Genomic DNA, 26,529 nt, shown 5'->3' on the forward strand with positions numbered 1-26,529 from the left:
CGTGGGCCGAGGCGGCGAAGAGACAGCGCGAGCACGGTCCCGACGCCCGCGACGATCGCGCCGGACGCGGCCCGCAACCGGTGCACGTCGGCCCTGGCCTCGGGCGAGGTGATCCACTGGCTGGTCCCGTCCGCGGCGGCCGACCTGCCGTCGAGGGTGGCGGCGAACTTCCACGTCACGTGGGAGCGGCCGAGCCGGGCGTAGGTCAGCCACTCCTCGTTGACCCGCTCCGCCGCGGCGGTCAGCACCCCGGTCGTCACGGCGACACCGCGCGCCCGCAGCCGTGCGGCCCCGCCGGCCGCCTTCGGGTTGGGGTCGGCCACCGCGATCACCACCCGCGCGACCCCCGCGTCGAGGAGCGCGAGGCTGCACGGACCGGTCCTGCCGGTGTGGTCGCAGGGCTCAAGCGTCACGTACGCGGTGCCGCCGCGCGCCCGCCGCCCCGCCTGCGCCAGCGCGACGATCTCGGCGTGCGGCCCGCCCGCGTAGGCGTGGAACCCCTCGCCCGCGACCGCTCCAGCGGCGTCCAGCACGACACAGCCCACGACGGGGTTGGGGCTGGTGGTGCCGTGTCCGCGCCCGGCCAGCTCGACGGCACGCGCCATGTGCGCGACGTCCTGCTCGGGTATCTCCACCCGGGGTCTCCTACTCGCCAGTAGCTTCAAGCCACGGCGGGCCCCGGGGGACTTCTCCACGGTGCGCATATGCACCGCAGAAGGCGCCCGGCTGGGACGCCGGACACCTCGCGCGCTTCCTCCCATCCGGACTTTAACCGTCGGTCCCGGAATTTCACCGAGTCAACCGGCCGATGGCATCGGCCGGGTCGCGGACTGTCACCGCCGGCTCGGACTTTCACCGACCCCGGAGCACGCTAGCTCTCTTTCACTACCAGTTTGCCATGCCCCAAACGGCGCACGCGACCGCCCCTCCCCCTATGATCGCGGCGTTCGCCCTAGGCTGCCATGAGCCGGCGCGCGCGGCGGGCCGCCGGGGCATACCGGACATTGGCCGGCACCAGCCCGATCCCGGTGTGCAGGGTCCGCAGCGTCGCGGTCGCCCACAGGTCGCCCACCGGCGTGGCGGGCAGCCCGTACAGCCGTCGCGCCCAGCGCGGCAGCGTCGCGAAGGCGAGGAGCGTCAGCGCGGGCAGCGCCGGCTTGAGCGGGGTCAGCAGGCGCGGCAGCGGGGCGTTGAGCGACAGGCGGAGCGGGTGGGCCGCCTCGGGTACGAACCGCAGCCCCGGCCGCTCGGCGTCGATGTAGTCGCGCAGCTCGGCCACCGAGCCGGGCACCTCGGCCGCCTTCAGCCCGACCACCTCGGCGGCCATCCGCCACTCCGCGACGAACGCGTCCGCCTCGTCGTCGCTCAGCCGCACTCCGGCCCTGCGGGCGACCGACAGGTAGGAGTCGACCTCGCCGACATGGACCCAGCGCAGCGCGGCGGGATCGTCGAGGTGGAAGGTCTCCCCGGTGTCGGGATCATAGGCAGTCAGCGTGGCGTGGATCTTGCGGACCCGGCGTCCGGCCCGCTCGACCTCGGCGTGGGTGCCGTAGGTGCGCACGCGTACGAACTCGGTGGTCCGTACGAACCGTGACCAGGACTCGGCCGGGTCCATGAGCGCGGAGTTCTGCAGCACGCCGCGCATCGCCCTCGGATGGAGCCCCTGCAGCAGCAGCGCGCGTATCCCGCCCACCAGCAGGATCGGCTCACCCATCACCCGCCACGTCACCGAGCGTGGCCCGAAGATCCCATGGTCGCTCATAAGTGGATAGTTACCCAGGTAAACCGGGATTTACCCGCTCTCGCGCGTAGCGATGGGCACGGGTAGAGAGGGATCATCCGCACCGGCGCCAAGCGGTGAGCGCGGGCAACGAGGCCTACCCGCACAGGCAAGCAGCGGTGAGCGCGGGCAACGAGGGCTTACCCGCACAGGCGAGCTGCGGCGGGCGCAGGCAACGAGGGCATACCCACACCAGCAAGCAGCGCTGGGCGAGGGCAACGAGAACTTACCCGCTCTGGCTGGCAGCGGTGGCGCGGAGCGCGTCGATGGCGGCCGCCGGGTCGGCGGCACCGTAGACGGCGCTGCCCGCCACGAACACGTCAGCCCCCGCCTCCGCGCAGCGCCCGATGGTCTCGGCGTCCACTCCCCCGTCCACCTGCAGCCAGATCCGGCCGCCGTGCCGCTCGATGAGCGCCCGCGCCCGCCGGATCTTCGGCAGCATGATGTCGAGGAACTTCTGCCCGCCGAACCCCGGCTCCACGGTCATCAGCAGGAGCATGTCGATCTCGCCCAGCAGGTCTTCGTACGGCTCGACCGCCGTGGCCGGGCTCAGCGCGAGCCCCGCCCGGGCACCGAGCGAGCGGATCTCCCGCAGAGTGCGGACCGGAGCCTTCGCCGCCTCCGCGTGGATGGTCACGCTGCCCGCCCCCGCCTCCGCGTAGGCCGGCGCCCATCGGTCGGGGTCGGCGATCATGAGGTGGCAGTCGAGCGGCGTCGCGGTCGCCTTGCGCAAGGCCTCGACTACGGGCAGCCCGAGGGTGAGGTTGGGCACGAAGTGGTAGTCCATGACGTCGACGTGCAGCCAGTCGGCGTTCGGCACGGCGGCGGCTTCGTCGGCGAGCCTGGCGAAGTCGGCGGCGAGGATGCTGGGCGAGATCTGTACGGCCATGATTGCCCAAGTCTAGTGAACGGCTTGTGCCTGCCTCGCCCGGGACATGAGTCCGAGTCTGATGAACACCACCGGCGCCCCCGCCTGCACCCAGAGGGCCAGCACCGCGTATCCGACATACGTGAACACGCCGGTCGGGGGGAGAAACTCGCGGCGGGCGTACCAGATGAGGCCGGCCACGAGCGAGCCGAGCAGCCAGCGGGCGGCGCGCAGTCTCATCGGCCCGCCCGCGTCGAACCACCCCAGCCAGTACATGATCGACGCGCCGGCCAGCGTCCCGAGCAGCACGCCGGACAGGGCGACGATCGTGTCCGGGCTCTCCGGCGCGATCTCGCCCGCCGAGCTCCAGCCCGCCGGCACCGTCCATCCGGCGTACGGCACCGCGGCCAGCGCGGCCGCACCGAGCAGCGCGCACGACAGCGCCGCCGAAGCCGCGAGCTGTACCCACAGCGCCTGCCGCAGCCACCACTGCGTCAGCGGCCGTTCCAGCCATTCGCTGAGCGCCAGGACGGCCAGCCCGAGCAGCACCCCGGCCACCACGTCCGAGATGAAGTGCACGCCCAGATACACCCGGCTCAGGCAGATGAGCGCGACGAGCGCTCCCGCCGTCCACCGCGCCCACGGCCGGCCCACCGCCACGGCCAGCTTGCCGAGGGCGGCGGTGCTGATCTGCGCGTGCCCCGACGGCAGCCCGAATGCGCTCTCGGGCGTCATCCCGGCCACTCTGGCATCGATCCAGTACGGCCTGGGCTGGTGGCCCACGAGCTTGGCGATCGCGTTCGTGGTGGCGGCCGCCAGAACGGTCAGGCCGAGGCGCAGGCCCAGCGCGGGGCTGACGCACCAGTAGATGACAGGCAGGCAGAGCAGGAAGAACGTGTCCGTGCCGAACACCGAGACGAGCTCCAGCACCGGCCGGACCGCCTCGGGCCATCCCTGGAGCCAGATGATCGGCGCCAGCTCGGCCCTATGCAGATCGTCCAGAAAGTCCACGCTGCCGATCGGACCACATCGGCAGCCCACACGCACACGCGCCGTACCGCGCCCTCGCCCCGAGACCGCGACGTCTCACCACCGCCAGCCGCCCCGGAACCCGGACGACAGGCGCTTACGCCACCCAGGAGATCGGACGGACGACACCCCACAACCGCCCGCCACCCGCGGAACCGGCCAGGACACGCCTCACCAACGCCCGCCACCCAGCAAACCCGGCACACGACAACCACCCGCCCACCGGGGAACCCAGCCGGACGACACCTCACAACCAACCGCCACCCAGGGAACCCAGCCGGACGACACCTCACGACAACCCCCCGCCCGGGTAGCCGGACGGGAGGCGGCTCACGAGCGCTTGCGGAGCAGGGTCAGGAACATGGCGTCGGTCCCGTGCCGGTGCGGCCAGAACTGGGCGTGCGGCCCGTCGCCCAGGCCCTCCACCTCCGGCAGGTAGTCACGGGCGTCCAACTGCTCCACGTCGTCCCGCCGGCCGATCACGTCGCCGACCACGACCCGGGTCTCCGCGAGATGCGGGGAGCAGGTGACGTAGGCCACGACCCCACCCGGGCGCACGGCGTCGAGAGCGGTGGCGAGCAGCCGCCGTTGCAGCTTGCCCAGCTCGGCGATCCCTGAGGGGTCGCGCCGCCACCGAGCCTCGGGCCGGCGCCGCAACGCGCCCAACCCGGTGCAGGGCGCATCGAGCATGACCCGGTCGAACACACCCTGCCGCCACGCGGGCTCGGTGCCGTCAGCGGTGATCACCGGCGCGTCCCTGGTCGTCTGCCAGACCAGCCGGGCCCGGTGGTACTGCACGTCAGCTGCCAGCAGCCGGGCGCCACCGGGAAAGGCCTCGAACGCAGGCTCCAGCCCAGTCGCACCGGCGCCACGGCGGCGGGCCTCGCCGCTCAGGCCCTCAAGGTCGCCATGGGTGGCGATGGCGTCGAGCAGCCCCGCCTTGCCACCGGGGCCGGCGCACATGTCGAGCCACAGCTCATCACCATCGCCCTTGATCGGCACGCGGGTCAGCGCGAGCGCGACGAGCTGGCTGGCCTCGTCCTGCACGGCGGCGCGCGTCTCGGCGACCGCCTCGATCTGGCCGGGATCACCTTCACGCAGGTAGGCGGCGTACGGCGAGTAGCGGGCAGGCAGGGCGCCCGCGTCTTCGAGCTCTGCCACGGAGCTGCGGCCCGGCCGGGCGACGAGGGTCACGAGCGGGCGGGCGTTGTCCGCTTCGAGCAGGTCGGTCATCTCGGCGTCACCGCCCAGCGCGTCGCGGAAGGCCGAGACGATCCACCGGGGATGACCGTAGGCGACGGCGAGATGGCCCACGGGGTCGTGCGCGGGGTCGGGAGCCACGATGGGCACCCATTCCTCGATCGTCCTCGACCCGATCTTGCGCAGCACCGCGTTGACGAACTTGGCCGCGCCCTGGCCGATGCGCAGGCGTACGAGGTCGACGGTGGTGCCGACGGCCGCGTGCGGCGGGACCCGCATGCGCAGGAGCTGGTGCGCGCCGAGCCGAAGCGCGTCACGCACGTCGGGGTCGGGCGCGCGGTCGCTGCACATCTCGATGATCGCGTCGTAGGTGCCGAGCCCGCGCAGCGTCCCGTACGCGAGCTCGGTGGCCAGTGCCGCGTCGCGGCCCTTGATCCCGCGCTCGCGCAGCAGACGCGGCAAAAGCAGGTTGGCGTACGCGTCGCGCTCGTCAACCGCTCGCACGACGTCGAAGGCCGCGTTGCGCGCATGGTCGCGCGCCGGTTTCCGCGGCCCTCGCGTACGGCTTCCGCCGCGTCCGCCTCCGGCCCCCTGGTCCCCCCTGGTGTTCATCCCCTCAGACTTTCCCTCACGCCTTGGGCGGGAGCCTTTCCAGCACCTCTCCAAGCAGCGCGGTCACGTTGACCATGCCGACCTTGAGCTCTCCGACGTCTGTCTTGAGCACCGCTACGTCCGTCTTGAGCACCGCTACATCTGTCTTGAGCACCGCTACATCCGTCTTGAGCACCGCTACATCCGTCTTGAGCTCCTTGACGTCGGTCTTGAGCTCCTTGACGTCGGCCTCGAGCACGGCGACCCGTCCGTCCAGGACGTCGAGCTTCTCGCCCAGTTGCACGGTCTTGCCGAGAGCCTTGTCGCTCTTCTGCTCGATCCGCGCCGCCTTGCCCTCCACCTTCTCGAGTGAGATCTCCATCCGGCGGGTGCGCCGGTTGATGTCGCGACAGTCGTCGCGGATGTCACCCATCACCTTCCAGGCAACGTCCTGGTCCTCGCGCAGGTTGTCCATGCGTTCGATAAGAGCGACCGTGTCGCTACGGGTCGTAGTCACGGGCTCGATGTTACAGTCCGCGTTCCGCTCGACACGCCGGGTCACTTGAAGGTCTCTTTACTCTCCGGGCGAACTCCGCGAGCCCACTCCACGGCCTCCATCAACCGCTTGCCCTGCGGCTGCACCTCGCCCAGCGCCACGGCGCCGGTAGCCGTACCGACCAGCACTTCCGTCTTAGTGGCGGCGATCTGCCCGGGCGCGAGCGGCTCGCCGGAAGCGGCCGTCCGGACCGGCCCGAGCTTGACCCGCTGCCCTCTGAACTCGCTCCACGCCCCCGGGCTGGGCGTGGAGGCCCGGATCAGCCGGTCGACGTGCATGGCGGGCTTGCCCCAGTCGACCTGGGCGTCGCCCACGGAGATCTTGGGCGCGACGGTCACCCCGTCGGCCGGCTGCGGCCGGGCCTCCAGCGTGCCGTCCTCGACGCCGTCCAGGGTCGCGGCGAGCAGCCCGGCGCCCGAGACCGACAGGCGTTCGAGCAGCGCCCCGCTGGTGTCGGAGGCCCGGATCTCCTCGGTGACCACGCCGTAGACGGGCCCGGCGTCCAGCTCCTTGACGATCTGGAACGTGCTCGCCCCGGTGATCTCGTCACCGTGCAGGATGGCGTGCTGGACCGGAGCGGCGCCGCGCCAGGCGGGCAGGATCGAGAAGTGCAGGTTGATCCATCCGAGCCGGGGAACGTCCAGCGCCGGCTGCGGCAGCAGCGCGCCGTACGCGACCACCGGGCAGCAGTCGGGCTCAAGAGCGCGCAACTGGTCGAGGAAGGCCGGGTCGCCGGCCTTCTGCGGGCGCAGTACCTCGATGCCGGCCTCCTCCGCGAGCGCGGCCACCGGCGAGGGGTGGACCTTGCGGCCCCTGCCCGACTGGGCGTCGGGACGGGTGACGACCGCGACCACCTCGTGGCGGGGCGAGTCGATCAGGGTCCGCAGCGACGGCAGCGCCGTCTCGGGTGTGCCCGCGAAGACCAGCCGCATGATGTCAGAGCGCCCTTCCGCCGGTGACGTGGGGCGAGACCTTCACCACGGGGGCGGACAGACCGCTCCACTCGGCCTCGCGCACGGCCTTCATGGCCAGCTTGCGCTGCTTGGGGTCCATCCTGTCGATGAACAGCACGCCGTCGAGGTGGTCGGTCTCGTGCTGGAAGCAGCGGGCCATCAGATCGGTGCCTTCGAGCGTGATCGGCTCGCCGTGCATGTTCAGGCCCTTGGCGACCGCGCGGATGGCGCGCGGCGTCGGGAAGGACAGGCCGGGGAAGGACAGGCAGCCTTCCTCGCCCTCCTCGTCGAGCTCCGCCGACAGGTCGAGGTCGGGGTTGATCAGGTGGCCGAGCTGCTCGTCGACGTAATAGGTGAACACCCGCAGCCCGACTCCGATCTGCGGCGCCGCCAGGCCCGCGCCCGGCGCGTCCATCATCGTGTCGGTGAGGTCTTTGACGAGCTTGCGGAGCTCCTTGTCGAAGTCGACGACCGGGGCCGCCGGGGTGCGCAGCACCGGATCACCGAACAGCCGGATCGACTGGATCGCCAAGGGGGCTCACTCCGTTTCTCAAGCGTGGATCAATCCAGTTTAGTGTAGGTAGGGACCGAGTCACCTGCGGCGAGCCGCCGGGCTCGGGCCGTTGTGCGCCAGCGAGCGCGCCTTCATCGCGGCCTTGCGCGCCGCCTTGACCACGGCCTGATCGTCATGCGCGGTGGCGAGCATGTCGAGCACCGCGATCGTGTCGGGATGCCCGACCGCGGGCATCTCCCCGACCAGCTTGATCAGGTCTTCGCCCGGCTCGGGCGTGTCGAGGCGGCCGGCGGCGGGAGCCGACAGGTGCATGAGGGCCGCCAGGGAGTCGACCGCGATCCAGGTGTGGTCCTCGGGGCTGAGCGGCGGGGCGTCGAGGTCGCGGATGTGCAGCCAGGAGGCGGCGTAGCGGCGCATCAGCGGGTCGTCGAGCGCCTGTCTGACGGGCGCCTCGGCCTCCGGGCCCAGCTCTTCGAGTATGGCCCCGACCGTGCCACGCTGGCCGGCCGTGCCGGACGCGGCGATCTCGATCAGGTCGCGGGCGGCCGACTCCGGCGAGCGGCGCTCCAGCCATCCGGCGACGGCGCTCTGCGTGGCCGAGCCCTTCACGAGCGCCTCGACCAGCTCGGCCGCCGACAGGTCGGCGAACACCTGCACCTCGGCCGTGGTCGGCGCGTCGTGGCCTTCGCGGAGCAGGTCGCGCCGGACGGCCCAGACGCCGAGCGGGGTGAGCGCCGTACGGCCCGCGGGGGTCTGCTCGACCAGGCCGCAGTAGGACAGCAGGTCCAGCGCCTCCAGGAGCTCGGCGGGCAGCGCGGCGGCGAGCCTGCGCATCTCGATCGGGCCGGGCGCGCAGGCGACCTCGTGGGACTGCAGGATGCCCCTGGCGAGGTTCGCGGTGGCGACACCGGAGCGTACGGAATAGATCGTGGCGAGCATCTCGGCCAGGTGGCCGTCGACGACGGCGGAGCCCGTCAGGCCCTCGTCGGCGCGGTCGAGCACGTCCATCACCACGCCGTCCCAGAACTCCAGCGTGGCCTCGACCGTGAGCTGCATCGACAGCGGCCCTCTGGAGGCCTGGCCGGCGATGATCTGCACCAGCCCGGTGTTGACGGCGACGATCCAGATCAGCCGCAGCCGGGCGGCGGGCAGGCCCAGCTCCGCCACCGCGGCCCGCGCGTCCGCCTCGCCCAGGTGTCCTTCCGCGGTCACCTGGCGCGTGCCGGTCCAGGCGGTGAGCCTGATCGCGTCGGCCACGAGCGGGACGACGGGGACCGCTCTGGCCAGCTCGGCGTCCGGCGCCGGCAGGACCGGCGGGAACGTCAGCGCTTCGTGCTCCACGGGAGTCTCCTCAGGAGGCCGTGGAGGGACGGCGGCCTGCTCATCGATCAGCTTGCGCAGCTCGGCGAGGTCGAAGACATTGTTTGCCACCCACGAAACTTACTGCACAGGAGTCACATGAGCGTACTCAACGGATGGCTCTGGAACGTGCTTTGAACGCCGCCTTGCGTGCCGCCTTGGCGACCGTGTGGTCGGGAATGGAGCGTCCGAGCAGCTCCAGAACCTCGACGACGTCCGGGTGGTCGACCCGCCACATCTCCTCGATCATGTGGGCGGGCGGGCCGGAGGCGGCCATGTTCTCGGCGAAGGTATCAGGATCCTCCTCGGCCGCGGGCATCGCGAGCGCCAGCATGTCGACGCTGACCCAGAGCAGCTCCTCCTGGGTGAGCGGCGGCGCGGGCAGCCCCCTGGCGGCCAGCCAGTGGATGGCGTGCGGTCGCAGCTCCTGGTCGTCGAGGTGGTCGCGCACCTGCGGCTCGGCCTCAGCGCCGAGCCGGTCGACGATGGTGATCGCGATGCCGCGCGCCACCGCGGGCGCGCCGGAGGCCGCGGCCAGCAGCTCGGCCGCGGCCTCGCCCACGCTCCTGCCGGTCAGCCAGCCGCTGATGTCCTGCTCGGCGATCTCGGTGGGCACGCCGTCGAGCAGCCCCTCGATGAGCCCGAGGGCGTCGGCGTCGGCCAGGTCGGGGGCCTGCGGGGCGTCGAGCCCGAGCGACAGGTAGTGCTCGCGCAGCGCCCAGACGGCCAGGGGCGTGAGCTCCGCCGCCTCGCCCGGCAGGTCGCCCGCCAGGTCCTCCACCAGCCGGATCAGGCCGTACCAGGCCAGCCGGTCGAGTACGGCGGTCAGGTCGGTCCCGCCGTCGCCGGAGAACTCGTCGAGGTAGTCGCCGATCACCGTGACGGGCACGCGTACCTGGAGCCGGTAGAGCATGTCGAACAGGTCGTAGAGCCCCTCGTCGAGCTCGGCTGAGCCGGTGACGGCGCCGCCCGTGTCATGCTCGAGCAGGCGCGACACGCGCTGCGCCCACGCCGCCAGCGGCTCCTCGGCCGCGGGCAGCGGATCCTCGGCCAGCATCGGGACGGCGCCCAGCGCCGCCACCAGGTCCTCGTCCGCGGCCAGCCGCACGGCGGGCAGCGGCGTGCACGCCGGGCAGTCGCAGGGCGCCTCGCCCAAATCGGGCACCTCGCCCGACGGGATGGCTATCGACTGCTCCAGCGACTCGGGGCCGATGGAGCTGAACAGGCTCTTGGCCATGCCGAAGTTCGCGGGGTCGCCGAGCGCTTCGGGCAGCCGGGTGGCGATGTCGTCGAGCCGCCGGCGCATCTGCGCCACCGTGGTCTCGCCCACCTTGCCCGCCTCGCTGAGGTAGTCGACCAGCGAACGGGCCGCGGCCACGGTCTCGGGCGCGCTCTCCGGCGGTGCGATGACCTTGCGGGGGTAGATGGACAGCAGCAGCTCGTCGAAGGTCTCGGGAGTGAAATCACCCAGTTCGTTGACGTTGAGGTAGTCGCTGGCGTAGTCGCAGAGCAGGCGGACCTCGTCCGCGTCCACTTCGACTTCCCGCGCGCGCCCCCAAGCGCGCAGGTCGTCGATGGCCTGGTTCACCCAATCGATCGACACAGGGGCACGCTAACGGCTGGTCTCCAGATGAGCGAATCGGGGAAACGGTCTAAATCAGGTCGAGTGGGTCGACACTCACCCTCACGACATCTGGCGTCTTACGGGCCGCACGCACCCCAGTGGCCCCCTTCAGCGCGGCCGACAGCGCGGCGCCGCCGCCCCGGCGTACCCGGATCATGGCACGCTCCTGTCCCTGCTCATCCACGGGCACGGGGCCGAGCACCTGCGCCTCCGGCGGCAGGCGCAGCTCGTCGAGCATCTGCCGGACGGCGCTCGCCGCGCCGGTGAGCGTGGCCATCCGCACGGCGGGCGGAAACCCGAGCTCGGCCCGGTCGCCGAGTTCGCGCTCGGCGTGGGTGATGGGATCCCATCTCAGCAGGGCCTGTACGGCCGGCAGCGCGGCGTCCCCGAGCACCACCAGCTCGGCGGCGGGGCGAAGGAGGGCGGCGGCGTTCATCCACCGGCGTACGGCCTCCTCCCCGGCCCTGAGATCGGCCCGGCCGAGCAGCGCCCACCCGTCCAGCAGCACGGCCGCCGCGTAGCCGCCCTCGGCCACCGGCTCCGCGCCGGGCGTGGCGACGACCAGGGCGCGGGTGCCCGGCACGGTGGCCAGCACGCCGTCGCGCCCCGAGGTGCGCACCTGCACCGAGGGGAAGGCCCGGCCGAGCTCCTCCGCGGTACGCCGGGCGCCGGTGACCACCGCGCGCAGGCGAGGACTGCCGCAGGCCGGGCACCGCCAGCCGGCGTCCACCCGGCCGCACCAGCGGCAGTAGGGCGCGGTGTGGCCGCCTCTGAGTGCCAGCGGGCCGTGGCAGAGCGGCCCGGACCCTCCGAACTGGCCGGGCGGCTCGGACGGCCCGAACTGGCCGGACGGCCCGGATGGCGCGCCCGCGACCGGGGCCGCCTCAGCCGCGCTCCGGCCGGGACCCGTATCGCCTCGACCGGTCGGCCGGACCGCCTCGCCCCCACCCCAGCCGGTGAGCGGGATCGCCTCACCCGCGCTCCGGCCGCTCAACGGAGCCACCTCGATCGCGCCCCGGCCGCTCGGCGGGCTCGCCGGGCCGCCGGGCCGGCTCTCATCCCCGATGTGGGCGGCCGTCCTCGTCGGGGGCAGGACGCAGCGGGCGGGGGCGCGGCAGTGCTGACAGGCCAGCGCGGGCAGGTAGCCGCGTCTGGGCACCTGCACGAGTACGGGCCCGCCGCTCTCCAGCCCCTGGCGCAGCGCCCGCCAGGCGATGCTGGGCAGCCTGGCCTGCCGGGCGGCCTGATCCTTGGCCAGCTCCGCGTCCTCGCCCGCGGGGTGTACCCGGGGGGCGAGGCTCCTGACCGTTGTACGGGCGGCCACGATCGGCCTGGCCCAGCGGCCCGCGATGAGCTGGGTTGCCTCGGCCGTGCGCGCGTAGCCGCCGATCAGCATCGCCGCGCCGGTCCTGTGCGCCCTGAGCCCGAGCACCTCGCGGGCGTGGGGGTAGGGGGCCAGGCGTTCGGCGTGCAGGTCGTCCCCGTCGTCCCAGATGGCCACCAGGCCGATCTCGGCGACGGGTGCGAACATGGCCGCCCTCGTGCCCACGACGGCCCTTACCTGGCCTCTGAGCACCTTCAGCCAGCGTCTGTACCGCTCGGCGGGACCGAGGTCGGCGGTGAGCGCGACGTGCCTGCCGGGGCCGAGCACCCGTGCGAACTCGCCGTCGGCCAGCGCCACGTCCTTGCCGTCGGGCACCACGACGACCGCTCCCTTGCCGCCGTCCAGCGTCGCCCGCACCGCCTCGGCCATCGCCCCTGCCCAGCCGCGCGCACCGGGCAGCGCCGACCACACGGCCCGGGGAGTGCGGCCGTTGCGCAGCGCGTCGAGGAACGAAGGGCCGGTGGGGTACGCGTCCCAGGCGCTCCCGTCCTGTCCCGCTGTCACGGCCGCGGCCTTCTCCGCCCCCTTGGCCCGGGCATCCGCCCGGCCTCGCCGCGCGTCCGGCCGGGTGCCTGGTGCGGCCTTTCGGCTGGTTTCTCCGGGGGTCTGTGCCTCCTGCCCGCCGGGCGGGACGTCCACCCCGGGCTGGGCGCCTCGCCCGTCGGGCCTGACGGTCTGCCCGCCGGGGGTCATCACCGGCACTGCGAGACGTACGACCTGCTCGCCAGGCCGGGCACCTTCCCCACCGGCCACGGCAGGTCGGCCGGCCGGCGAGACAGCCCGGCCCACCGGCGGGACGGCCGGGTCAACGGGCACGCCAAGAGCCGGGTCACCGGCCTGGCCAACCGGCGAGTCGGCGAGAGAGTCGGCGAGGGAGACAGCCCGACCATCCGCGCCTCCGGCGCCGGACTCCGGCGCATCCGTGTGCGCAGCCTCCGAGCCCGGCTCGCGCGACACCTCGCCCACACGCGGCGAGCCGGACTCTCGCGACACCTCACCCGGAACATTTCCGGTGGGCCCAGTCGAGGCCGCACCCGGCACAGGCACCTCAGGAACGGCATCCGCGTTTCCCTGACGAGCAGCTTCCGAGGAAGCAGCCGGATCCGGAGGTGCCGTCGACGACGGGAAGCCAGAGGGCACGGAGGAACCAGGCGACACACCGGGCTCCGGTCGGTCCGGCACAGGCTCGGATCGATCCGGCACGCCGGGCTCCGGCCGGTCCGGCGTACCAGCCTCGGGCCGATCCGACACAGCTTCTGCCGACATATCCGACTTGCCGCCACTGAGCGCGTCCGCGCTTCCCGCCGTGGGCGGGTCGGATTTGGGGACCTCCGACTCCGCCTTGGCGTGGCGGGGCGGGATGGCGAGGCGGAGCACGTCGCTCAGAGTGCCCGCGTACCGGTCGGCGACCGCCCGGGCCAGCCCGGCGATCTCGGGCGTGAGCACCCGCTCGGCCGACACCACGCGTTCGAGCGGAGTCAGCTTGCCCTCGTGCTCGCTCGCATCGACGCGCTCCAGCAGGAACCCGTCCACCAGCTTGCCCGCGAACCGCACCCGCACCCGCACCCCCGGCTCGGCCGTCTCGTGCATGGAGGCGGGCACCAGGTAGTCGAAGGGCCGGTCGAGATGCGGCAGCGGGCTGTCCACGGCGACCCTGGCCACCGGGCGCTCGGCAGCTGGTACGGGAGCCCCCTTGGTGTCCTTCGACGACGCTGGGGGCCGCACGGCGTCGAGCGGCAGCAGGGCGTCGTCGGAGTGGGTCACGCATAACGTCTACCAGACCCCACCGCCCGGAACGCCCGCAGCCCGCAAGCCAGCCGGGCTCACCTGAGCGGGCGGAACGACGAATGCCGCACCCGACGACGGGATGTGGCACCCATTCCGGAAACACCTGACATCGGGGCCGCACAGCAGCACCCTCTTACCCGGCCGAGGCCTTATCCGGCCGAGGCTCGCCTACGACGCGCTCGGCCCGATCCGCCCCAGCCCGACCACGACCGGCACAATTCGGCAAGCTCAAACGCGCCCCAGCCCGATCAAACCCGGCTCACCACAGACCCGGTTCAACCGATCCACCTGAAGCCAAGGCCCCGGTTCAACCGAATCCACCTGAAGCCAAGGCGCGCAGCGGCACCCGCTCCACAAAACCAGGACCACCCGAGCCGGGTCACACGCCGAAACTGGGACAACCCGGGCCGGGACATACGCCAGAACTGGGACAGCCCAGGGCGGGACATACGCCAGGACTGAACACAAACCGGGCCGGGACTCGTATCGAGGCCCGCATCCCCCGAGCCGGAACCAACCTGTCCACGCCCGGCCGCGACCCATGGCGCGCCCAGAAGGCGCCACCCCCACCAGGCCCACGACCACGACCGCCGGGGCCCGGCACGTCATGAGCGGGCCCCGGCGGGCGCGCCAGGCATTGAAACAGGGGGGCGGGAGGAGATCCCGCCCGATGCGGCTACAGGCCGGCGGCGGTCCTCAGGGCCTCCGCGCGGTCGGTCGACTCCCAGGAGAAGCCCTCACGGCCGAAGTGCCCGTAAGCGGCGGTCTCCGAGTAGATCGGGCGCAGCAGGTCGAGGTCCCGGATGATGGCGGCCGGACGCAGGTCGAACACCTGCAGCACGGCGCTCTGGATCTGCTCGACCGGTACCTTCTCCGTGCCGAAGCACTCCACGAACAGACCGACCGGCTGCGCCTTGCCGATCGCGTACGCCACCTGCACCTCGCAGCGGTCGGCGAGCCCGGCGGCCACGACGTTCTTGGCGACCCAGCGCATCGCGTAGGCGGCCGAGCGGTCGACCTTGGACGGGTCCTTGCCGGAGAAGGCGCCGCCACCGTGGCGGGCCATGCCGCCGTAGGTGTCGATGATGATCTTGCGGCCGGTGAGGCCGGCGTCGCCCATCGGGCCGCCGATCTCGAAGCGGCCGGTCGGGTTGACCAGCAGGCGGTAGCCCTCGGTGTCAAGGTCGACGGTCGCCAGCACGGGGTCGACCACGTGCTCCTTGATGTCGGGGGTCAGCATCTCCTTGAGGTCGATCTCCGCGGCGTGCTGCGTGGAGACGACCACGGTGTCGAGGCGGACCGGCGTGTCGCCGTCGTACTCGATCGTGACCTGGGTCTTGCCGTCGGGACGCAGGTAGGGCACCGTGCCGGACTTGCGCACCTCGGACAGGCGCTGGGCCAGCCGGTGGGCCAGGGTGATCGGCAGCGGCATCAGCTCGGGGGTCTCGCGGCAGGCGTAGCCGAACATCAGGCCCTGGTCGCCGGCGCCCTGGCGGTCGAGCTCGTCGTCGTCGCCGCCGACGCGGTGCTCGTAGGCGTCGTCGACGCCCTGGGCGATGTCGGGGGACTGCGCTCCGATGGACACCGACACGCCGCACGAGGCGCCGTCGAAGCCCTTGTGGGAGGCGTCGTAGCCGATCTCCAGGATCTTCTCCCGGATGACGCCGGGGATGTCGACGTAGGTCTCGGTCGTGACCTCGCCTGCGACATGGACCTGGCCGGTAGTGATCATCGTCTCGACGGCGACCCGGCTCTTGGGGTCGTCCTTGAGCATGGTGTCGAGAATCGCGTCACTGATCTGGTCGGCGATCTTGTCCGGGTGGCCCTCAGTGACCGACTCGGAGGTGAACAGGCGACGTGACAACTCAGTGGCTCCTCATGCAGCGGCTGCTGACGGATGTAAGGCCCGGGACGGATGGGCACGCCTGGGCCTCGCCGAAGTCTAGCCCTACCCGGTGCCCGGTCGCGAAACCGTCCACCATGTGGCTCCCTTCACAGGTCGGGCAGGGGGTCGGCCGGCAAGGTCTCCGGCGCGAAGATCTCTGCGTCCGCGGCCGACACCACGGCCGCGTACTCCTCATCGAACTCGAACGCCATCGAGCCCAGCTCGATGGCCGGTCCAGGCAGAATCGGGCCGAGCCTGGTGTCGCGGGGGAACTCCACGAGCACCGAGACGGGCCGATCGCTCCTGAGCGTCCTGGTGACCAGCACCGAAATAGCCATGTCGGTGACCACGACCAGAAAGTTCCCCGTCCCCGACGGCCCCGCGGAGAACGCTGGGAAGACGTAGTGAATCTCCCCTTGGTCGCCGAGCAATGTTCTACAACGATCTCTGACAGCAGAACCCACCGGCATTCCATCCCCCCTCGCCCCAAGTATCCGCAGGCGTGCGGGGGTGTTGCAACATGTGATCAGGTAATCGGTCTTGCGTATTTTGTACGTTGTGTGGGGGTCGCCGCCCTCTGCGATCGTTCATGCCACTTGAGTAGCCGGCGGAGGGGTACGAGGCCGTTCTCGAAGGGCGTACGGCTTGTGCGCGCGCTCAGGCGAGCCGCGCGGCCACCAGGTCCCACACGGCGTCGGCCAGGTCTTCCTTGGGCCCGAACGGCACCTCTACCGGCTCGCCGCCCGCCACCAGCACCGTGGCCGCGTTGTCGGGGGTGCCGAAGGCCAGGCCCTCCCCCACCTGGTTGACGACCAGCAGGTCGCAACCCTTGCGCGCGAGCTTGGCCTGCCCGTTGGCGAGCACGTCGTGCGTCTCCGCGGCGAACCCGACGATCACCTCGGGCGCGCCCTTCGCCTCGACACGGTCCAGCACGGCACCGTCCGGCACGGCACCGTCCGGCACGGCACCGTCCGGCACGGCACCGTCCGGCACGGCACCGTCCGGCACGCCGCCCTCCGGCATACCACCGTTCGGCACGCCACCGACCGGCACGCCGCTCTCCGCCACACCACCGTCCGGGACGGCGGTGGGCAGCCGCCGGCGGCGCTCGCCGAGCTCGGCGAGGATGTCGGGGTTCTTCGTCAGCCGGATCGGCTCGGGCTCGCCGTCCGTCTTCTTGATCTTCACGTCGTGCCGCTCGGCGGGCCGGAAGTCGGCCACGGCCGCGGCCATGACCACCACGTCGGCGTCGTCCGAGGCCGCCAGCACCGCCTCACGCAGCTCGGCCGTGGACTGGACTCGCACCACCTCGGCTCCGGCGGGGTCGGCGAGCGAGACGTTCGCCGCGATGAGGGTCACCTGCGCGCCTCTGGCGACGGCCGTGCGGGCCAGGGCGTATCCCTGCAGCCCCGACGAACGGTTGCCGATGTAGCGGACGGGGTCGATGGCCTCGCGGGTGCCACCCGCGGAGACGACGATCTTCCTGCCGGTCAGGTCACGGGACCGGCCGCGCAGCACGCGCAGGCAGACCTGGAAGATCTCGGCGGGGTCCGGCAGCCGCCCGGGGCCGGTGTCCGCGCCGGTGAGCCGGCCCACGGCCGGGTCGATCACGACGGACCCGCGCGAACGCAGGGTCTCGACGTTGGCGCGGGTGGCGGGATGCTGCCACATCTCGGTGTGCATCGCGGGCGCGAACACGACCGGGCAGCGCGCCGTCAGCAACGTGTTGGTGAGCAGGTCGCCGGCGAGCCCGTGGGCCGCCTTGGCGAGCACGTCGGCGGTCGCCGGCGCCACCACGACGAGGTCGGCCTGCTTGCCGATCCGCACGTGGGGCACCTCGTGAACGTCGTCCCACACCTCGGCCGACACGGGGTTGCCCGACAGGGCGGCCCAGGTGGGCGCGCCCACGAACTTCAGGGCCTCGCGGGTCGGGACGACCCGCACCTCGTGGCCGGACTCGGTGAACAGGCGCAGCAGCTCGCAGGCCTTGTACGCGGCAATGCCGCCGCTGACGCCCAGGACGACCTTCATCGAAGAGGTCAGACCGCGCCTTCGATGGGCTCGGCGTTGAGCAGGCCCTCGGAGACCTCGCGCAGTGCGATGGACAGCGGCTTCTCCTGCGCATGCGTCTCGACCAGCGGTCCGACGTATTCGAGCAGGCCCTCACCGAGCTGCGAGTAGTAAGCGTTGATCTGGCGAGCACGCTTGGCGCCCATGATCACCAGAGAGTATTTGCTGTCGACGATGTCGAGCAGCGCGTCGATCGGCGGGTTGGTGATGCCCTCCGCGGCCGGGGTAGTGCCTGCCACGATTGTCAGACCTCTCGGTTGATGGTTGTCGCGACCCCCTGAGGGTCAGTCATCAAGGCTATCAGCCGGTGGCACACGTCTTGGACACTCGTGTTCACCAAAGTGAGATCGAATTCCGACTCGGCGGCCATCTCGATCCGGCCGGCCTCAAGCCGGCGCGCGATGACGTCCTCGGGCTCGGTGCCGCGACCGCGCAGCCGCTTCTCCAGCTCCTCCCACGTGGGCGGGGCCAGGAACACCAGCAGCGCGTCCGGCATGCTCCTGCGTACCTGCCTGGCGCCTTCGAGGTCGATCTCGAGCAGGGTGGGCACACCCGCGGCGAGATTTCTCAGCACGGGCTCGCGCGGCGTGCCGTAGCGGTTGCCCGCGAACTCCGCCCACTCGAGCAGCTCACCCGACTCCACGAGCCGGTCGAACTCCTCGCCGTCGGCGAAGAAGTAGTGGACCCCGTTGACCTCGCCGGGCCGGGGTCTCCTGGTGGTCACCGAGACCGACAGCCACACCTCAGGGTGCGCCCGCCGGAGCTCGGCGACAACCGTGGACTTTCCGACGCCCGACGGCCCCGAAAGGACCGTCAGCCGTCGCTCACTCAAGGGCGGGAAGCCGACCTCTGCTCCCGATCCGACTGCCTCGTGGGCACTGACTTTGCCGGACCAGGACCTGTCGGTCACTTCCTACCCCCCGTTGAACCTGCGCTTTCGTGTGGAACAGAGATTAGCTCTCGTTGCCACCGAACTCGCGCTCGAGGGATGCCCTCTGGTTCGCACCGAGACCCCGCACGCGGCGGGACTCGGCGATGGCAAGCCGCTCCATAAGCTGCTTGGCGCGGACCTTGCCCACGCCGGGGAGCGATTCCAACAGTGCCGACACCTTCATCTTGCCGATGACGTCGTCGGTCTGCCCATCCTTGAGCACCTCAGCCAGAGAAACCGCGCCATGCTTGAGCCGGTTCTTGACCTCGGCACGCTCTTTACGGGCCTTGGCAGCCTTTTCCAAAGCTGCGGCGCGCTGCTCAGGGGTCAGGGGAGGAAGAGCCACGCCGGGTCACCTCGAATTTCTGTCGATGTACTCGGACGGGAAGGGAAACTAGCTGGTCATCGCCCCCTAAGCAACGTCAAGAGCGGTTTCTCTCGTCACAAAATCCACTTCATCACTGTCCGTGATCGTAAAATCACATTGTGCTGATCAAATCGCCCTCACTTCCCGCTTCGCGCGTCGGCGCGCGACGGTGTCGCGAAACGCAACGATGATCACAATCGGGTCGGCACCCAATGTCCGAAATCCGGCCCGCACCTGGGCCGAAACCCAAATCCAGAACGGCGTGCGACCGCGCTCGGGCATGCATTATGATCTTGTGAACGAGGTCCGCGCCGCTGGGATCCGGCGCGCCTCAGCATGGGGTCGATCACGCCCTCGCGCCGTTCCCATCCGAACGCCGTCCGAGAAAGCCGCAGAACGCCGTTCGAGCGAAACTCTGAACGTCGTCGGGCAGCCCACGATCTCCGTCCGGGATTCGCTGTACGGGGTCCGGGAACCGTCCCACCGATAAACGGCGATAAATCCCACTCGCGCCACTCACGGCACGGCTCCAGCGCCCACTCTGGCGCGGCGCTAACGCCCACCTTTGGCGCGGCACCCGACGCCCACTCGTGGCGCGGCGCCACTGCGACACCGGCGCCCGCACGCGCCCTTGCCACAGGCTCGCACCTCTCGCGCACTTGTCGTGCGCGCTCTCCTGACATCGCACCCGGGCGTGGCGCCACAGGCCGGCGAGGCGACGCCTTTGGGGAGTCCGTTGCCGTGGCGGGTGGCGCGGCGCCCACCACGAGCTGCGGGGACCGCCCATGCGCCGGTCCGCCCCCGGCCGGCCCCGGGCCGGACGACCGCCCCGTCGTCGCGGGCCCTACAAGGCGGCGTCGAGTCGCGCCGACCACGACCGGGCCACCTCCCGCCACCCCGCCAGAGGGCCCGGCGAAGCGGCGCGCAGACGCATGCGCTCGCGGCCCGGCTCCTCACGCGGTGCCGCCCCGGACGCGCGCGTAAAGCCTTCTGCCTCAGGCATGCCGACCCGCAGGCGCGCGTCCGGGAGATCCGCCCTCACGGGCGCGTCAGCCCGGCTCGCAGGCGCGTCCACAGCCCACCTCAAAGGGGCGGACGCAAGACCCGCCTCATGAGGCGCGCACGCCCGACGCGCCGCACGAGGCGCGCAGGCGCGACCGGCCGCACAAGGTACGGACGCACGACCCGCCTCACGAGGCACGGACGCACCACCCGCCTCACGAGGCACGCACGCGCGACCCGCCTCGCAAGGTGCGTGCACACAGCCCACCGTCTCAGGGCGTGCCGGTCTCATCTTGAAGGCGGGAGCTGGGCAGCGCTTGACCGCCATCCTGGCCGAGGATGCACGTCGTCACAACGAGCTCCCCCGAGCCTTCACGGCCGGCCATGACGGACGGGAACGGACGTCGGCGCGTGCGGCCAGGCCGGCTCGCCGCGAAAGTCGCGAAGACAGCGAAGGCCCTCCAGCGGTGGAAGCCACCGAAGCCATCGAAGCCGCCGAAGCCGTCAAAGCGGTGGAAACCACCGACGCCATCGAAGCCGCGACAGCGGGTGGAAGCCGTAAAGGTCGGATGGTTGCAGGGCGAGTGGCGGCGCTCAGGGGATGTGGCGGCGGAGGGAGGCGGCGATGGCGGCGGCCGCCGCGCCCGGGTCCGGGGAGCCCGTGATGGGGCGCCCGATGACCAGCAGGTCCGCCCCATCCGCCAGCGCCTGTTCCGGCGTGGCCACCCGCGCCTGGTCCTGCGTGGCGGCCCCCGTGGGCCGCACCCCCGGCGTGATGAGCGTGATCCCCGGCCCGACCTCCGCCCGCACCACCGAGACCTCGTTCGGCGAGCACACCAGCGCCGTGGCCCCCGCCTCGACCGACAGGGCCGCCAGGCGGCGCACCGCCTCGTCGGCGGGCCCGGTGAGCCCGATGCGGCCCAGGTCCGCCTCCGTCAGCGACGTCAGGATCGTCACGGCCGCGATCTGGGTGTGGGGCGCGGACTCCACCGCCGCCTCGATCATGGCGGAGCCTCCGGCGGCGTGCACCGTGAGGATGGCGGGCCGCAGGCGGGACACCGCGCGGGCGGCGCCGGCGACCGTGTTCGGGATGTCGTGCAGCTTGAGGTCGAGGAACACCTGCACGCCGCTTGCCCCCCGCACGGAGGCGATCACGTCGGGGCCGTAGCGGAGGTAGAGCTCCAGTCCCACCTTGACCGTGCTGACGTGCGGCGTCACCAGGGCCGCCCAGCGGGCCGCGGTCTCCAGGTCGGGTGCGTCAAGGGCGACGGCGATGGGTGCGGGAGTCAAGACGTGCTCTCCTCAGGTTCGGGAGTCAAGGTGGGCTCCTCAGATTCGGGAGTCGGGACCGGTTCTTCAGGTTCGGGAGCCCAGGACGGGCTCTACAGGTTCGGGAGCCCAGGACGGGCTCTTCAGGTTCGGGAGCCCGGGACGGGCGCCTCATGTTCAGGGTCGGGAGTCTTCGGCGATCAGGGCGTGCTTTCCTCGGAGTCGACGAGCAGGTGCCGGGGTGCGCTCCCCGGCGGGCGGTGCGCCAGGCCGACGGCGTCGGCGAGGCGCTGGAAGCCGCGGGCCCTCAGAAGGTCCTCAAGCTCGCGTTCGATGCGCAGGCAGGCGTAGGGGTCGTGGAACAGCGCCGTGCCCACTCCGACCACGCAGGCGCCCGCCAGGACGAGCTGGAAGGCGTCCCGGCCGCTCATCACCCCGCCGATGCCGATCAGCGGCACTCCGGGGAGCGCGGCGTGGACCTGCCACACGCACCGTACGGCCAGCGGCAGGATGGCCGGCCCCGACAGCCCGCCGGTCACGGCGGCGAGCGAGGGCCGCAGCGCCTCGGTGTCGATGGCCATGCCGAGCGGATTGTTGATCATGGACAGCGCGTCGGCCCCGGCGTCCACGCAGGCGCGCGCGACGGAGACGATGTCTGCCACGTCGGGTGCGAGCTTGGCGACGACCGGCACGTCGTAGCGCATGATGGAACGCACCGAGGCGATCACCTCCGCCGCCGCGCTGCCCTCGCGGGCGAAGACGCGGCCGCGGTCCTCCATGTTCGGGCAGGAGAGGTTGACCTCCAGCGCGGTGACCCCGGGCGCGTCGGCGAGCCTGCGGGCCAGCTCGGAGTATTCGGCGACGGTGCCGCCACCGATCGAGACGATGGTCTTGATGCCCCGCTGGGCCAGCCAGGGCAGCTCACGCTCCAGGAAGGCGTCGATGCCCGGCCCCTGCAGCCCGACGGCGTTGAGCATGCCGGAGGGCGTCTCGGCCATGCGCGGCGTGGGCCGGCCCGCGCGCGCCGCCATGGTGATCGAGCGGGTGGTCAGCGCCCCCAGCCGGTGCAGGTCGAAGAACTGGGCCAGCTCCCGCCCCGAGGCGGCGCAGCCCGCGGCTGTGGTGATCGGGTTCGCCAGCTCCATGTGCGCCAGAAAAGTCCGCATATCAACTGACATGTCGCGCACCGCCTCCGGGGGCGCCGAGCGCGTCGAACGGGATCGTTCCCACGTCCTCGAAGCGCACCCGCTCCCCCCGGAACACCGGGCCCTCCGCGCAAGCCCTGACCATCCTGGTCACCCCGTCGTCTCCGATGACGGGCAGCACGCACGTCATGCACACCCCGATGCCGCAGGCCATCGACTCCTCGACCGCCACCTGCACCGGGATGTCGAACTCCATCGCCACCGCCGTCACCGCCCGCAGCGTCTCCATGGGCGCGCAAGCGTAGACGACGTCCGCCCGCGTGTCGGCGATCACCGAGGGCAGCGCGTCGGTGACCTTGCCGCGCAGGCCGAGCGAGCCGTCCTCGGTCGTCAGCGTGGTGGTCTCGGCCATCCTGCGCGCCCGCATCGCCCCGAACACCCGCTCCGCCCCGGCCGCGCCCAGCACGAAGTCCACCCGGCAGCCCCGCGCCAGCAGCGCGTCGGCCAGCGGGAACAGCACGGCGGAGCCGTACTCGGCGCCGACGAGCACGCAGTGGGCGGGGTCGCGCGGCAGCGGGAAGGGCCGGCCGAGCGGGCCGACCAGGTCGAGCGTGTCACGGGCGCGCCGCTCGGCCAGCCAGGCCGTGCCGGGCCCGCCGGTGGTGAAGACCAGCTCGACCGTGCCGCCGTAGTCGGCCTTGACGTCGTGGATGGAGAACGCGCGCCGCGTCACCATCGACGTGTGGGCCCCGCCGACCGCCACGGAGACGAAGTGGCCGGGGCGGTAACGCTCGGCGATGCCGGGCGCCACCACCGTCAGCGCATGGTAGGCATCGACCCGGCGCGTCGTCAGCACCGTGCCCGTCACCTGCACCGGAGTGCCGGCCAGTCGTCTTCACCTCCCGCCCCGAGGTCGTTCCGGGGTCAGCCCCGGAGTGCCTGCGCGTGCTCCTGGAGCGAACGTACGCCGACGTCGCCGCGCACGATCGCCTGGATGCCCGCGGCCGCCGCGGCCAGCCCGGCGACCGTGGTGATGCACGGAATGCCGCGCAGCACCGCCGCGGTGCGGATGTCGTAGCCGTCGAGCCGCGGCCCGGACTGCCCCGGGCTGCCGAACGGCGTGTTGACGATCAGGTCGACCTCGCCGTCGAGGATGCACTGCACGCTCGTAGGCTCACCTCCGGGCCCGGTCCCCTCGCTGTGCTTGCGCACGATCTTGGCATGGACGCCGTTGCGGCGCAGCACCTCGGCCGTTCCCTCGGTGGCCAGGATCTCGAACCCGAGATCCGCCAGTGCCTTCACAGGGAAGATCATCGCACGCTTGTCCCTGTTCGCCACGGATACGAACGCGCGTCCCTTCGTCGGCAACGCGCCGTAGGCGCCCGCCTGCGACTTGGCGTACGCGATCCCGAAGAACTCGTCGATGCCCATGACCTCGCCCGTGGAGCGCATCTCGGGCCCGAGCACGGTGTCCACGCCGCGGAACCGGTTGAAGGGCAGCACCGCCTCCTTGACCGCGATGGACGCGTCGAGCGGCAGCGTCCCGCCGTCTCCGGTGGCCGGCAGCATGCCCTCCTCGCGCAGGGAGGCGACCGACGCGCCGAGCATCACCCTGGCCGCCGCCTTGGCCAGCGGCACCGCCGTGGCCTTGGACACGAACGGCACGGTACGGCTGGCGCGCGGGTTGGCCTCCAGGACGTACAGGACGCCGGCCGACATGGCGTACTGGACGTTGAGCAGCCCGCGCACGCCCACCCCCGCGGCGATGGCCTCGGTGGCGGCGCGGATGCGCTTGATGTCGTGGCTGCCGAGCGTGATGGGCGGCAGCGCGCAGGACGAGTCGCCGGAGTGGATGCCGGCCTCCTCGATGTGCTCCATGACGCCGCCGAGATAGAGCTCCTCGCCGTCGTAGAGCGCGTCCACGTCGATCTCGATGGCCTCGTCGAGGAACTTGTCCACCAGCACCGGGTGGCCGCCCTCCTGGGCCGCCATGTACGTGGTGAGCGTCTGGTCGTCGTAGACGATGGCCATGCCGGCCCCGCCGAGCACGTAGGAGGGGCGTACGAGGACGGGGTAGCCGATCTCCTCGGCGATCTCCAGCGCCTCGGCCACGGTCAGCGCCGTGCCGTGCTTGGGCGCGGGCAGGCCCGCCTCCGCCAGCACCCGGCCGAACGCGCCGCGCTCCTCGGCCAGGTGGATCGACTCGGGCGAGGTGCCGACCACGGGCACGCCCGCGTCCTTCAGCGCCTGCGCCAGCCCGAGCGGCGTCTGCCCGCCGAGCTGCACGATCACGCCCGCGACCGGGCCGGCCTGCTGCTCGGCGTGTACGACCTCCAGGACGTCCTCCAGGGTGAGCGGCTCGAAGTAGAGCCGGTCGGAGGTGTCGTAGTCGGTCGAGACGGTCTCCGGGTTGCAGTTGACCATGACAGTCTCGAACCCGGCCCTGGCCAGCTCGAACGAGGCGTGCACGCACGCGTAGTCGAACTCGATGCCCTGCCCGATGCGGTTGGGCCCGGAGCCGAGGATGATGACCTTCTGCCGCTCGCCGGCGGGGACCTCGCTCTCCTCGTCGTAGGTCGAGTAGAGGTAAGGCGTCTTCGCGGCGAACTCGGCCGCGCAGGTGTCGACGGTGTTGTAGACCGGCCGCAGCCCGAGCGCGTGCCGCAGGTCGCGGACCCTGGCCTCGTCGATGCCGCGGATCTCGCCGATCTGCACGTCGCTGAACCCGAGGTGCTTGGCGTGTTCGAGCACCTCGGTGGTCAGCTCGGGCGCCTCGGCGACGGCCGCGGCCTCCTCGTCGAGCAGGTAGAGCTGGTCGAGGAACCAGGGGTCGACGTTCGTGGCCTCGAACAGCTCTTCCGCGGTCGCCCCCGCCCTGATGGCCTGCTGCATCGTGCGCAGCCGCCCGTCGTGCGGGGTGCGGCACTCGTCGAGCAGCTCGTCCTTCGGCCGCACCGGGCCGGCCCAGGTGAAGGAGGACTCCTTCTTCTCCAGCGACCGCAGCGCCTTCTGCAGCGCCTCAGGGAAGGAGCGGCCGATCGCCATGGCCTCGCCCACGGACTTCATGTGCGTGGTGAGCGTCTGGTCGGCGCCCCTGAACTTCTCGAAGGCGAACCTCGGCACCTTCACCACGATGTAGTCGAGCGTCGGCTCGAAGGAGGCCGGGGTCTCCTTGGTGATGTCGTTGGGGATCTCGTCGAGGGTGTAACCGATGGCCAGCTTGGCGGCGATCTTCGCGATCGGGAAGCCGGTCGCCTTGGAGGCCAGCGCCGAGGAGCGCGACACGCGCGGGTTCATCTCGATGACGATCATGCGGCCGCTGGCCGGGTTGACCGCGAACTGGATGTTGCAGCCGCCCGTGTCGACGCCGACCTCGCGGATGACCGCGATGGCGACGTCGCGCATGTTCTGGTATTCGCGGTCGGTCAGGGTCAGCGCGGGCGCGACGGTGACGCTGTCGCCGGTGTGGACGCCCATCGGGTCGATGTTCTCGATGGAGCAGACGATGACCACGTTGTCGTGCTTGTCGCGCATGACCTCGAGCTCGTACTCCTTCCAGCCGAGGATGGACTCCTCCAGGAGCACCTCGGTGGTCGGAGAGGCGTCGAGCCCGGCCCCGGCGATGCGCCGCAGGTCGGTCTCGTCGTAGGCGAACCCGGAGCCGACGCCGCCCATCGTGAACGACGGCCGCACCACCAGCGGGTAGCCCAGCTCGCCCGCCGCGGCGAGGCAGTCGTCCATCGTGTGGCAGATGATCGACTTGGCCGACTCGGCGTTGAGCCCGTGCTCGCGGGCGACCTTGCCGACGATCTCCTTGAACCGCTCGCGGTTCTCGCCCGCCTGGATCGCGTCGAAGTCCGCGCCGATCAGCTCGACCTCGTACTTCTCCAGCACGCCCGACTCGTGCAGCGCCACCGCCGTGTTGAGCGCGGTCTGGCCGCCCAGCGTCGGCAGCAGCGCGTCGGGCCGCTCCTTCGCGATGATCTTCTCGACGAACTCTGGGGTGATGGGCTCGACGTACGTGGCGTCGGCGAACTCGGGGTCCGTCATGATCGTCGCCGGGTTGCTGTTGACCAGGATGACGCGGAAGCCCTCGGCCCGCAGCACCCGGCAGGCCTGAGTGCCCGAGTAGTCGAACTCGCACGCCTGGCCGATCACGATCGGCCCCGACCCGATCACCAGGACGGATCTGATGTCCTCACGTTTCGGCACGG

Annotated in this window: 21 protein-coding genes and 1 riboswitch; all 21 genes read right to left on the reverse strand. The window is 71.7% G+C overall.

Annotated elements, in window-relative coordinates; translation table 11 throughout:
• A partial coding sequence (ribD, locus tag ETD85_RS26295; RefSeq protein ID WP_206058583.1) for a bifunctional diaminohydroxyphosphoribosylaminopyrimidine deaminase/5-amino-6-(5-phosphoribosylamino)uracil reductase RibD occupies positions 1 to 635 on the reverse strand: 635 nt, incomplete at its 3' end.
• 108 nt (positions 636 to 743) lie between these two features.
• A riboswitch (FMN riboswitch) is annotated at positions 744 to 874 on the reverse strand.
• A gap of 78 nt (positions 875 to 952) precedes the next feature.
• Complete coding sequence (locus tag ETD85_RS26300; RefSeq protein WP_138692459.1) at positions 953 to 1,762, reverse strand: oxygenase MpaB family protein; 810 nt, start codon at positions 1,760 to 1,762, stop codon at positions 953 to 955.
• 244 nt (positions 1,763 to 2,006) lie between these two features.
• The gene (rpe, locus tag ETD85_RS26305) at positions 2,007 to 2,669 is read right to left on the reverse strand and encodes a ribulose-phosphate 3-epimerase (protein ID WP_138692460.1); all 663 of its coding nucleotides are present in this window, start codon (positions 2,667 to 2,669) and stop codon (positions 2,007 to 2,009) included.
• Between the two features lie 12 nt (positions 2,670 to 2,681).
• A complete protein-coding gene (locus tag ETD85_RS26310) occupies positions 2,682 to 3,659 on the reverse strand; it encodes a phosphatase PAP2 family protein (RefSeq protein ID WP_206058584.1) in 978 nt (325 codons plus the stop codon).
• A gap of 348 nt (positions 3,660 to 4,007) precedes the next feature.
• Complete coding sequence (locus ETD85_RS26315) at positions 4,008 to 5,489, reverse strand: RsmB/NOP family class I SAM-dependent RNA methyltransferase (protein ID WP_138692462.1); 1,482 nt, start codon at positions 5,487 to 5,489, stop codon at positions 4,008 to 4,010.
• Between the two features lie 16 nt (positions 5,490 to 5,505).
• Complete coding sequence (locus tag ETD85_RS26320; RefSeq protein WP_138692463.1) at positions 5,506 to 5,985, reverse strand: hypothetical protein; 480 nt, start codon at positions 5,983 to 5,985, stop codon at positions 5,506 to 5,508.
• A 41-nt stretch (positions 5,986 to 6,026) separates the two neighbouring features.
• Positions 6,027 to 6,956, reverse strand: a complete 930-nt coding sequence (fmt, locus tag ETD85_RS26325; RefSeq protein ID WP_138692464.1) for a methionyl-tRNA formyltransferase — start codon at positions 6,954 to 6,956, stop codon at positions 6,027 to 6,029.
• Positions 6,957 to 6,960: 4 nt separating this feature from the next.
• Positions 6,961 to 7,509, reverse strand: a complete 549-nt coding sequence (def, locus tag ETD85_RS26330) for a peptide deformylase (protein WP_138692465.1) — start codon at positions 7,507 to 7,509, stop codon at positions 6,961 to 6,963.
• 60 nt (positions 7,510 to 7,569) lie between these two features.
• Positions 7,570 to 8,922 (reverse strand): hypothetical protein, encoded by a 1,353-nt coding sequence (locus ETD85_RS26335; RefSeq protein WP_138692466.1) that lies wholly within the window; start codon positions 8,920 to 8,922, stop codon positions 7,570 to 7,572.
• Positions 8,923 to 8,959: 37 nt separating this feature from the next.
• The gene (locus ETD85_RS26340) at positions 8,960 to 10,453 is read right to left on the reverse strand and encodes a hypothetical protein (protein ID WP_138692467.1); all 1,494 of its coding nucleotides are present in this window, start codon (positions 10,451 to 10,453) and stop codon (positions 8,960 to 8,962) included.
• A gap of 49 nt (positions 10,454 to 10,502) precedes the next feature.
• A complete protein-coding gene (locus ETD85_RS64795) occupies positions 10,503 to 13,622 on the reverse strand; it encodes a primosomal protein N' family DNA-binding protein (RefSeq protein WP_206058585.1) in 3,120 nt (1,039 codons plus the stop codon).
• Positions 13,623 to 14,322: 700 nt separating this feature from the next.
• Positions 14,323 to 15,510 carry a methionine adenosyltransferase gene (gene metK, locus ETD85_RS26360; protein WP_138692468.1) on the reverse strand — a complete coding sequence of 396 codons (1,188 nt, stop codon included), beginning with the start codon at positions 15,508 to 15,510 and terminating at the stop codon, positions 14,323 to 14,325.
• 128 nt (positions 15,511 to 15,638) lie between these two features.
• Positions 15,639 to 15,881: a hypothetical protein gene (locus tag ETD85_RS26365; RefSeq protein ID WP_240779431.1), complete on the reverse strand. Its 243-nt coding sequence runs from the start codon at positions 15,879 to 15,881 to the stop codon at positions 15,639 to 15,641.
• A gap of 307 nt (positions 15,882 to 16,188) precedes the next feature.
• The gene (gene coaBC / locus ETD85_RS26375) at positions 16,189 to 17,562 is read right to left on the reverse strand and encodes a bifunctional phosphopantothenoylcysteine decarboxylase/phosphopantothenate--cysteine ligase CoaBC (RefSeq protein ID WP_240779432.1); all 1,374 of its coding nucleotides are present in this window, start codon (positions 17,560 to 17,562) and stop codon (positions 16,189 to 16,191) included.
• A gap of 8 nt (positions 17,563 to 17,570) precedes the next feature.
• Complete coding sequence (gene rpoZ / locus ETD85_RS26380) at positions 17,571 to 17,840, reverse strand: DNA-directed RNA polymerase subunit omega (RefSeq protein ID WP_043638590.1); 270 nt, start codon at positions 17,838 to 17,840, stop codon at positions 17,571 to 17,573.
• Between the two features lie 5 nt (positions 17,841 to 17,845).
• Positions 17,846 to 18,433 (reverse strand): guanylate kinase, encoded by a 588-nt coding sequence (gene gmk, locus ETD85_RS26385; RefSeq protein ID WP_138692470.1) that lies wholly within the window; start codon positions 18,431 to 18,433, stop codon positions 17,846 to 17,848.
• Positions 18,434 to 18,554: 121 nt separating this feature from the next.
• On the reverse strand, positions 18,555 to 18,878 hold the full coding sequence (mihF, locus tag ETD85_RS26390) for an integration host factor, actinobacterial type (RefSeq protein ID WP_020541698.1): 324 nt from the start codon (positions 18,876 to 18,878) through the stop codon (positions 18,555 to 18,557).
• Positions 18,879 to 20,495: 1,617 nt separating this feature from the next.
• Entirely contained in the window at positions 20,496 to 21,191 is a 696-nt protein-coding gene (gene pyrF / locus ETD85_RS26395) for an orotidine-5'-phosphate decarboxylase (RefSeq protein WP_138692471.1), read from the reverse strand.
• 179 nt (positions 21,192 to 21,370) lie between these two features.
• Positions 21,371 to 22,348 (reverse strand): dihydroorotate dehydrogenase, encoded by a 978-nt coding sequence (locus ETD85_RS26400; protein WP_138692472.1) that lies wholly within the window; start codon positions 22,346 to 22,348, stop codon positions 21,371 to 21,373.
• Positions 22,338 to 23,204, reverse strand: a complete 867-nt coding sequence (locus ETD85_RS26405) for a dihydroorotate dehydrogenase electron transfer subunit (RefSeq protein WP_138692473.1) — start codon at positions 23,202 to 23,204, stop codon at positions 22,338 to 22,340. Before ETD85_RS26405 ends, ETD85_RS26400 begins: the two co-directional genes overlap by 11 nt.
• A gap of 35 nt (positions 23,205 to 23,239) precedes the next feature.
• Positions 23,240 to 26,527, reverse strand: a complete 3,288-nt coding sequence (gene carB / locus ETD85_RS26410) for a carbamoyl-phosphate synthase large subunit (protein ID WP_138692474.1) — start codon at positions 26,525 to 26,527, stop codon at positions 23,240 to 23,242.
• Between the last annotated feature and the right edge of the window lie 2 nt (positions 26,528 to 26,529).

The sequence above is a fragment of the Nonomuraea zeae genome, assembly GCF_005889725.1.
Classification (GTDB): Bacteria; Actinomycetota; Actinomycetes; order Streptosporangiales; family Streptosporangiaceae; genus Nonomuraea; species Nonomuraea zeae.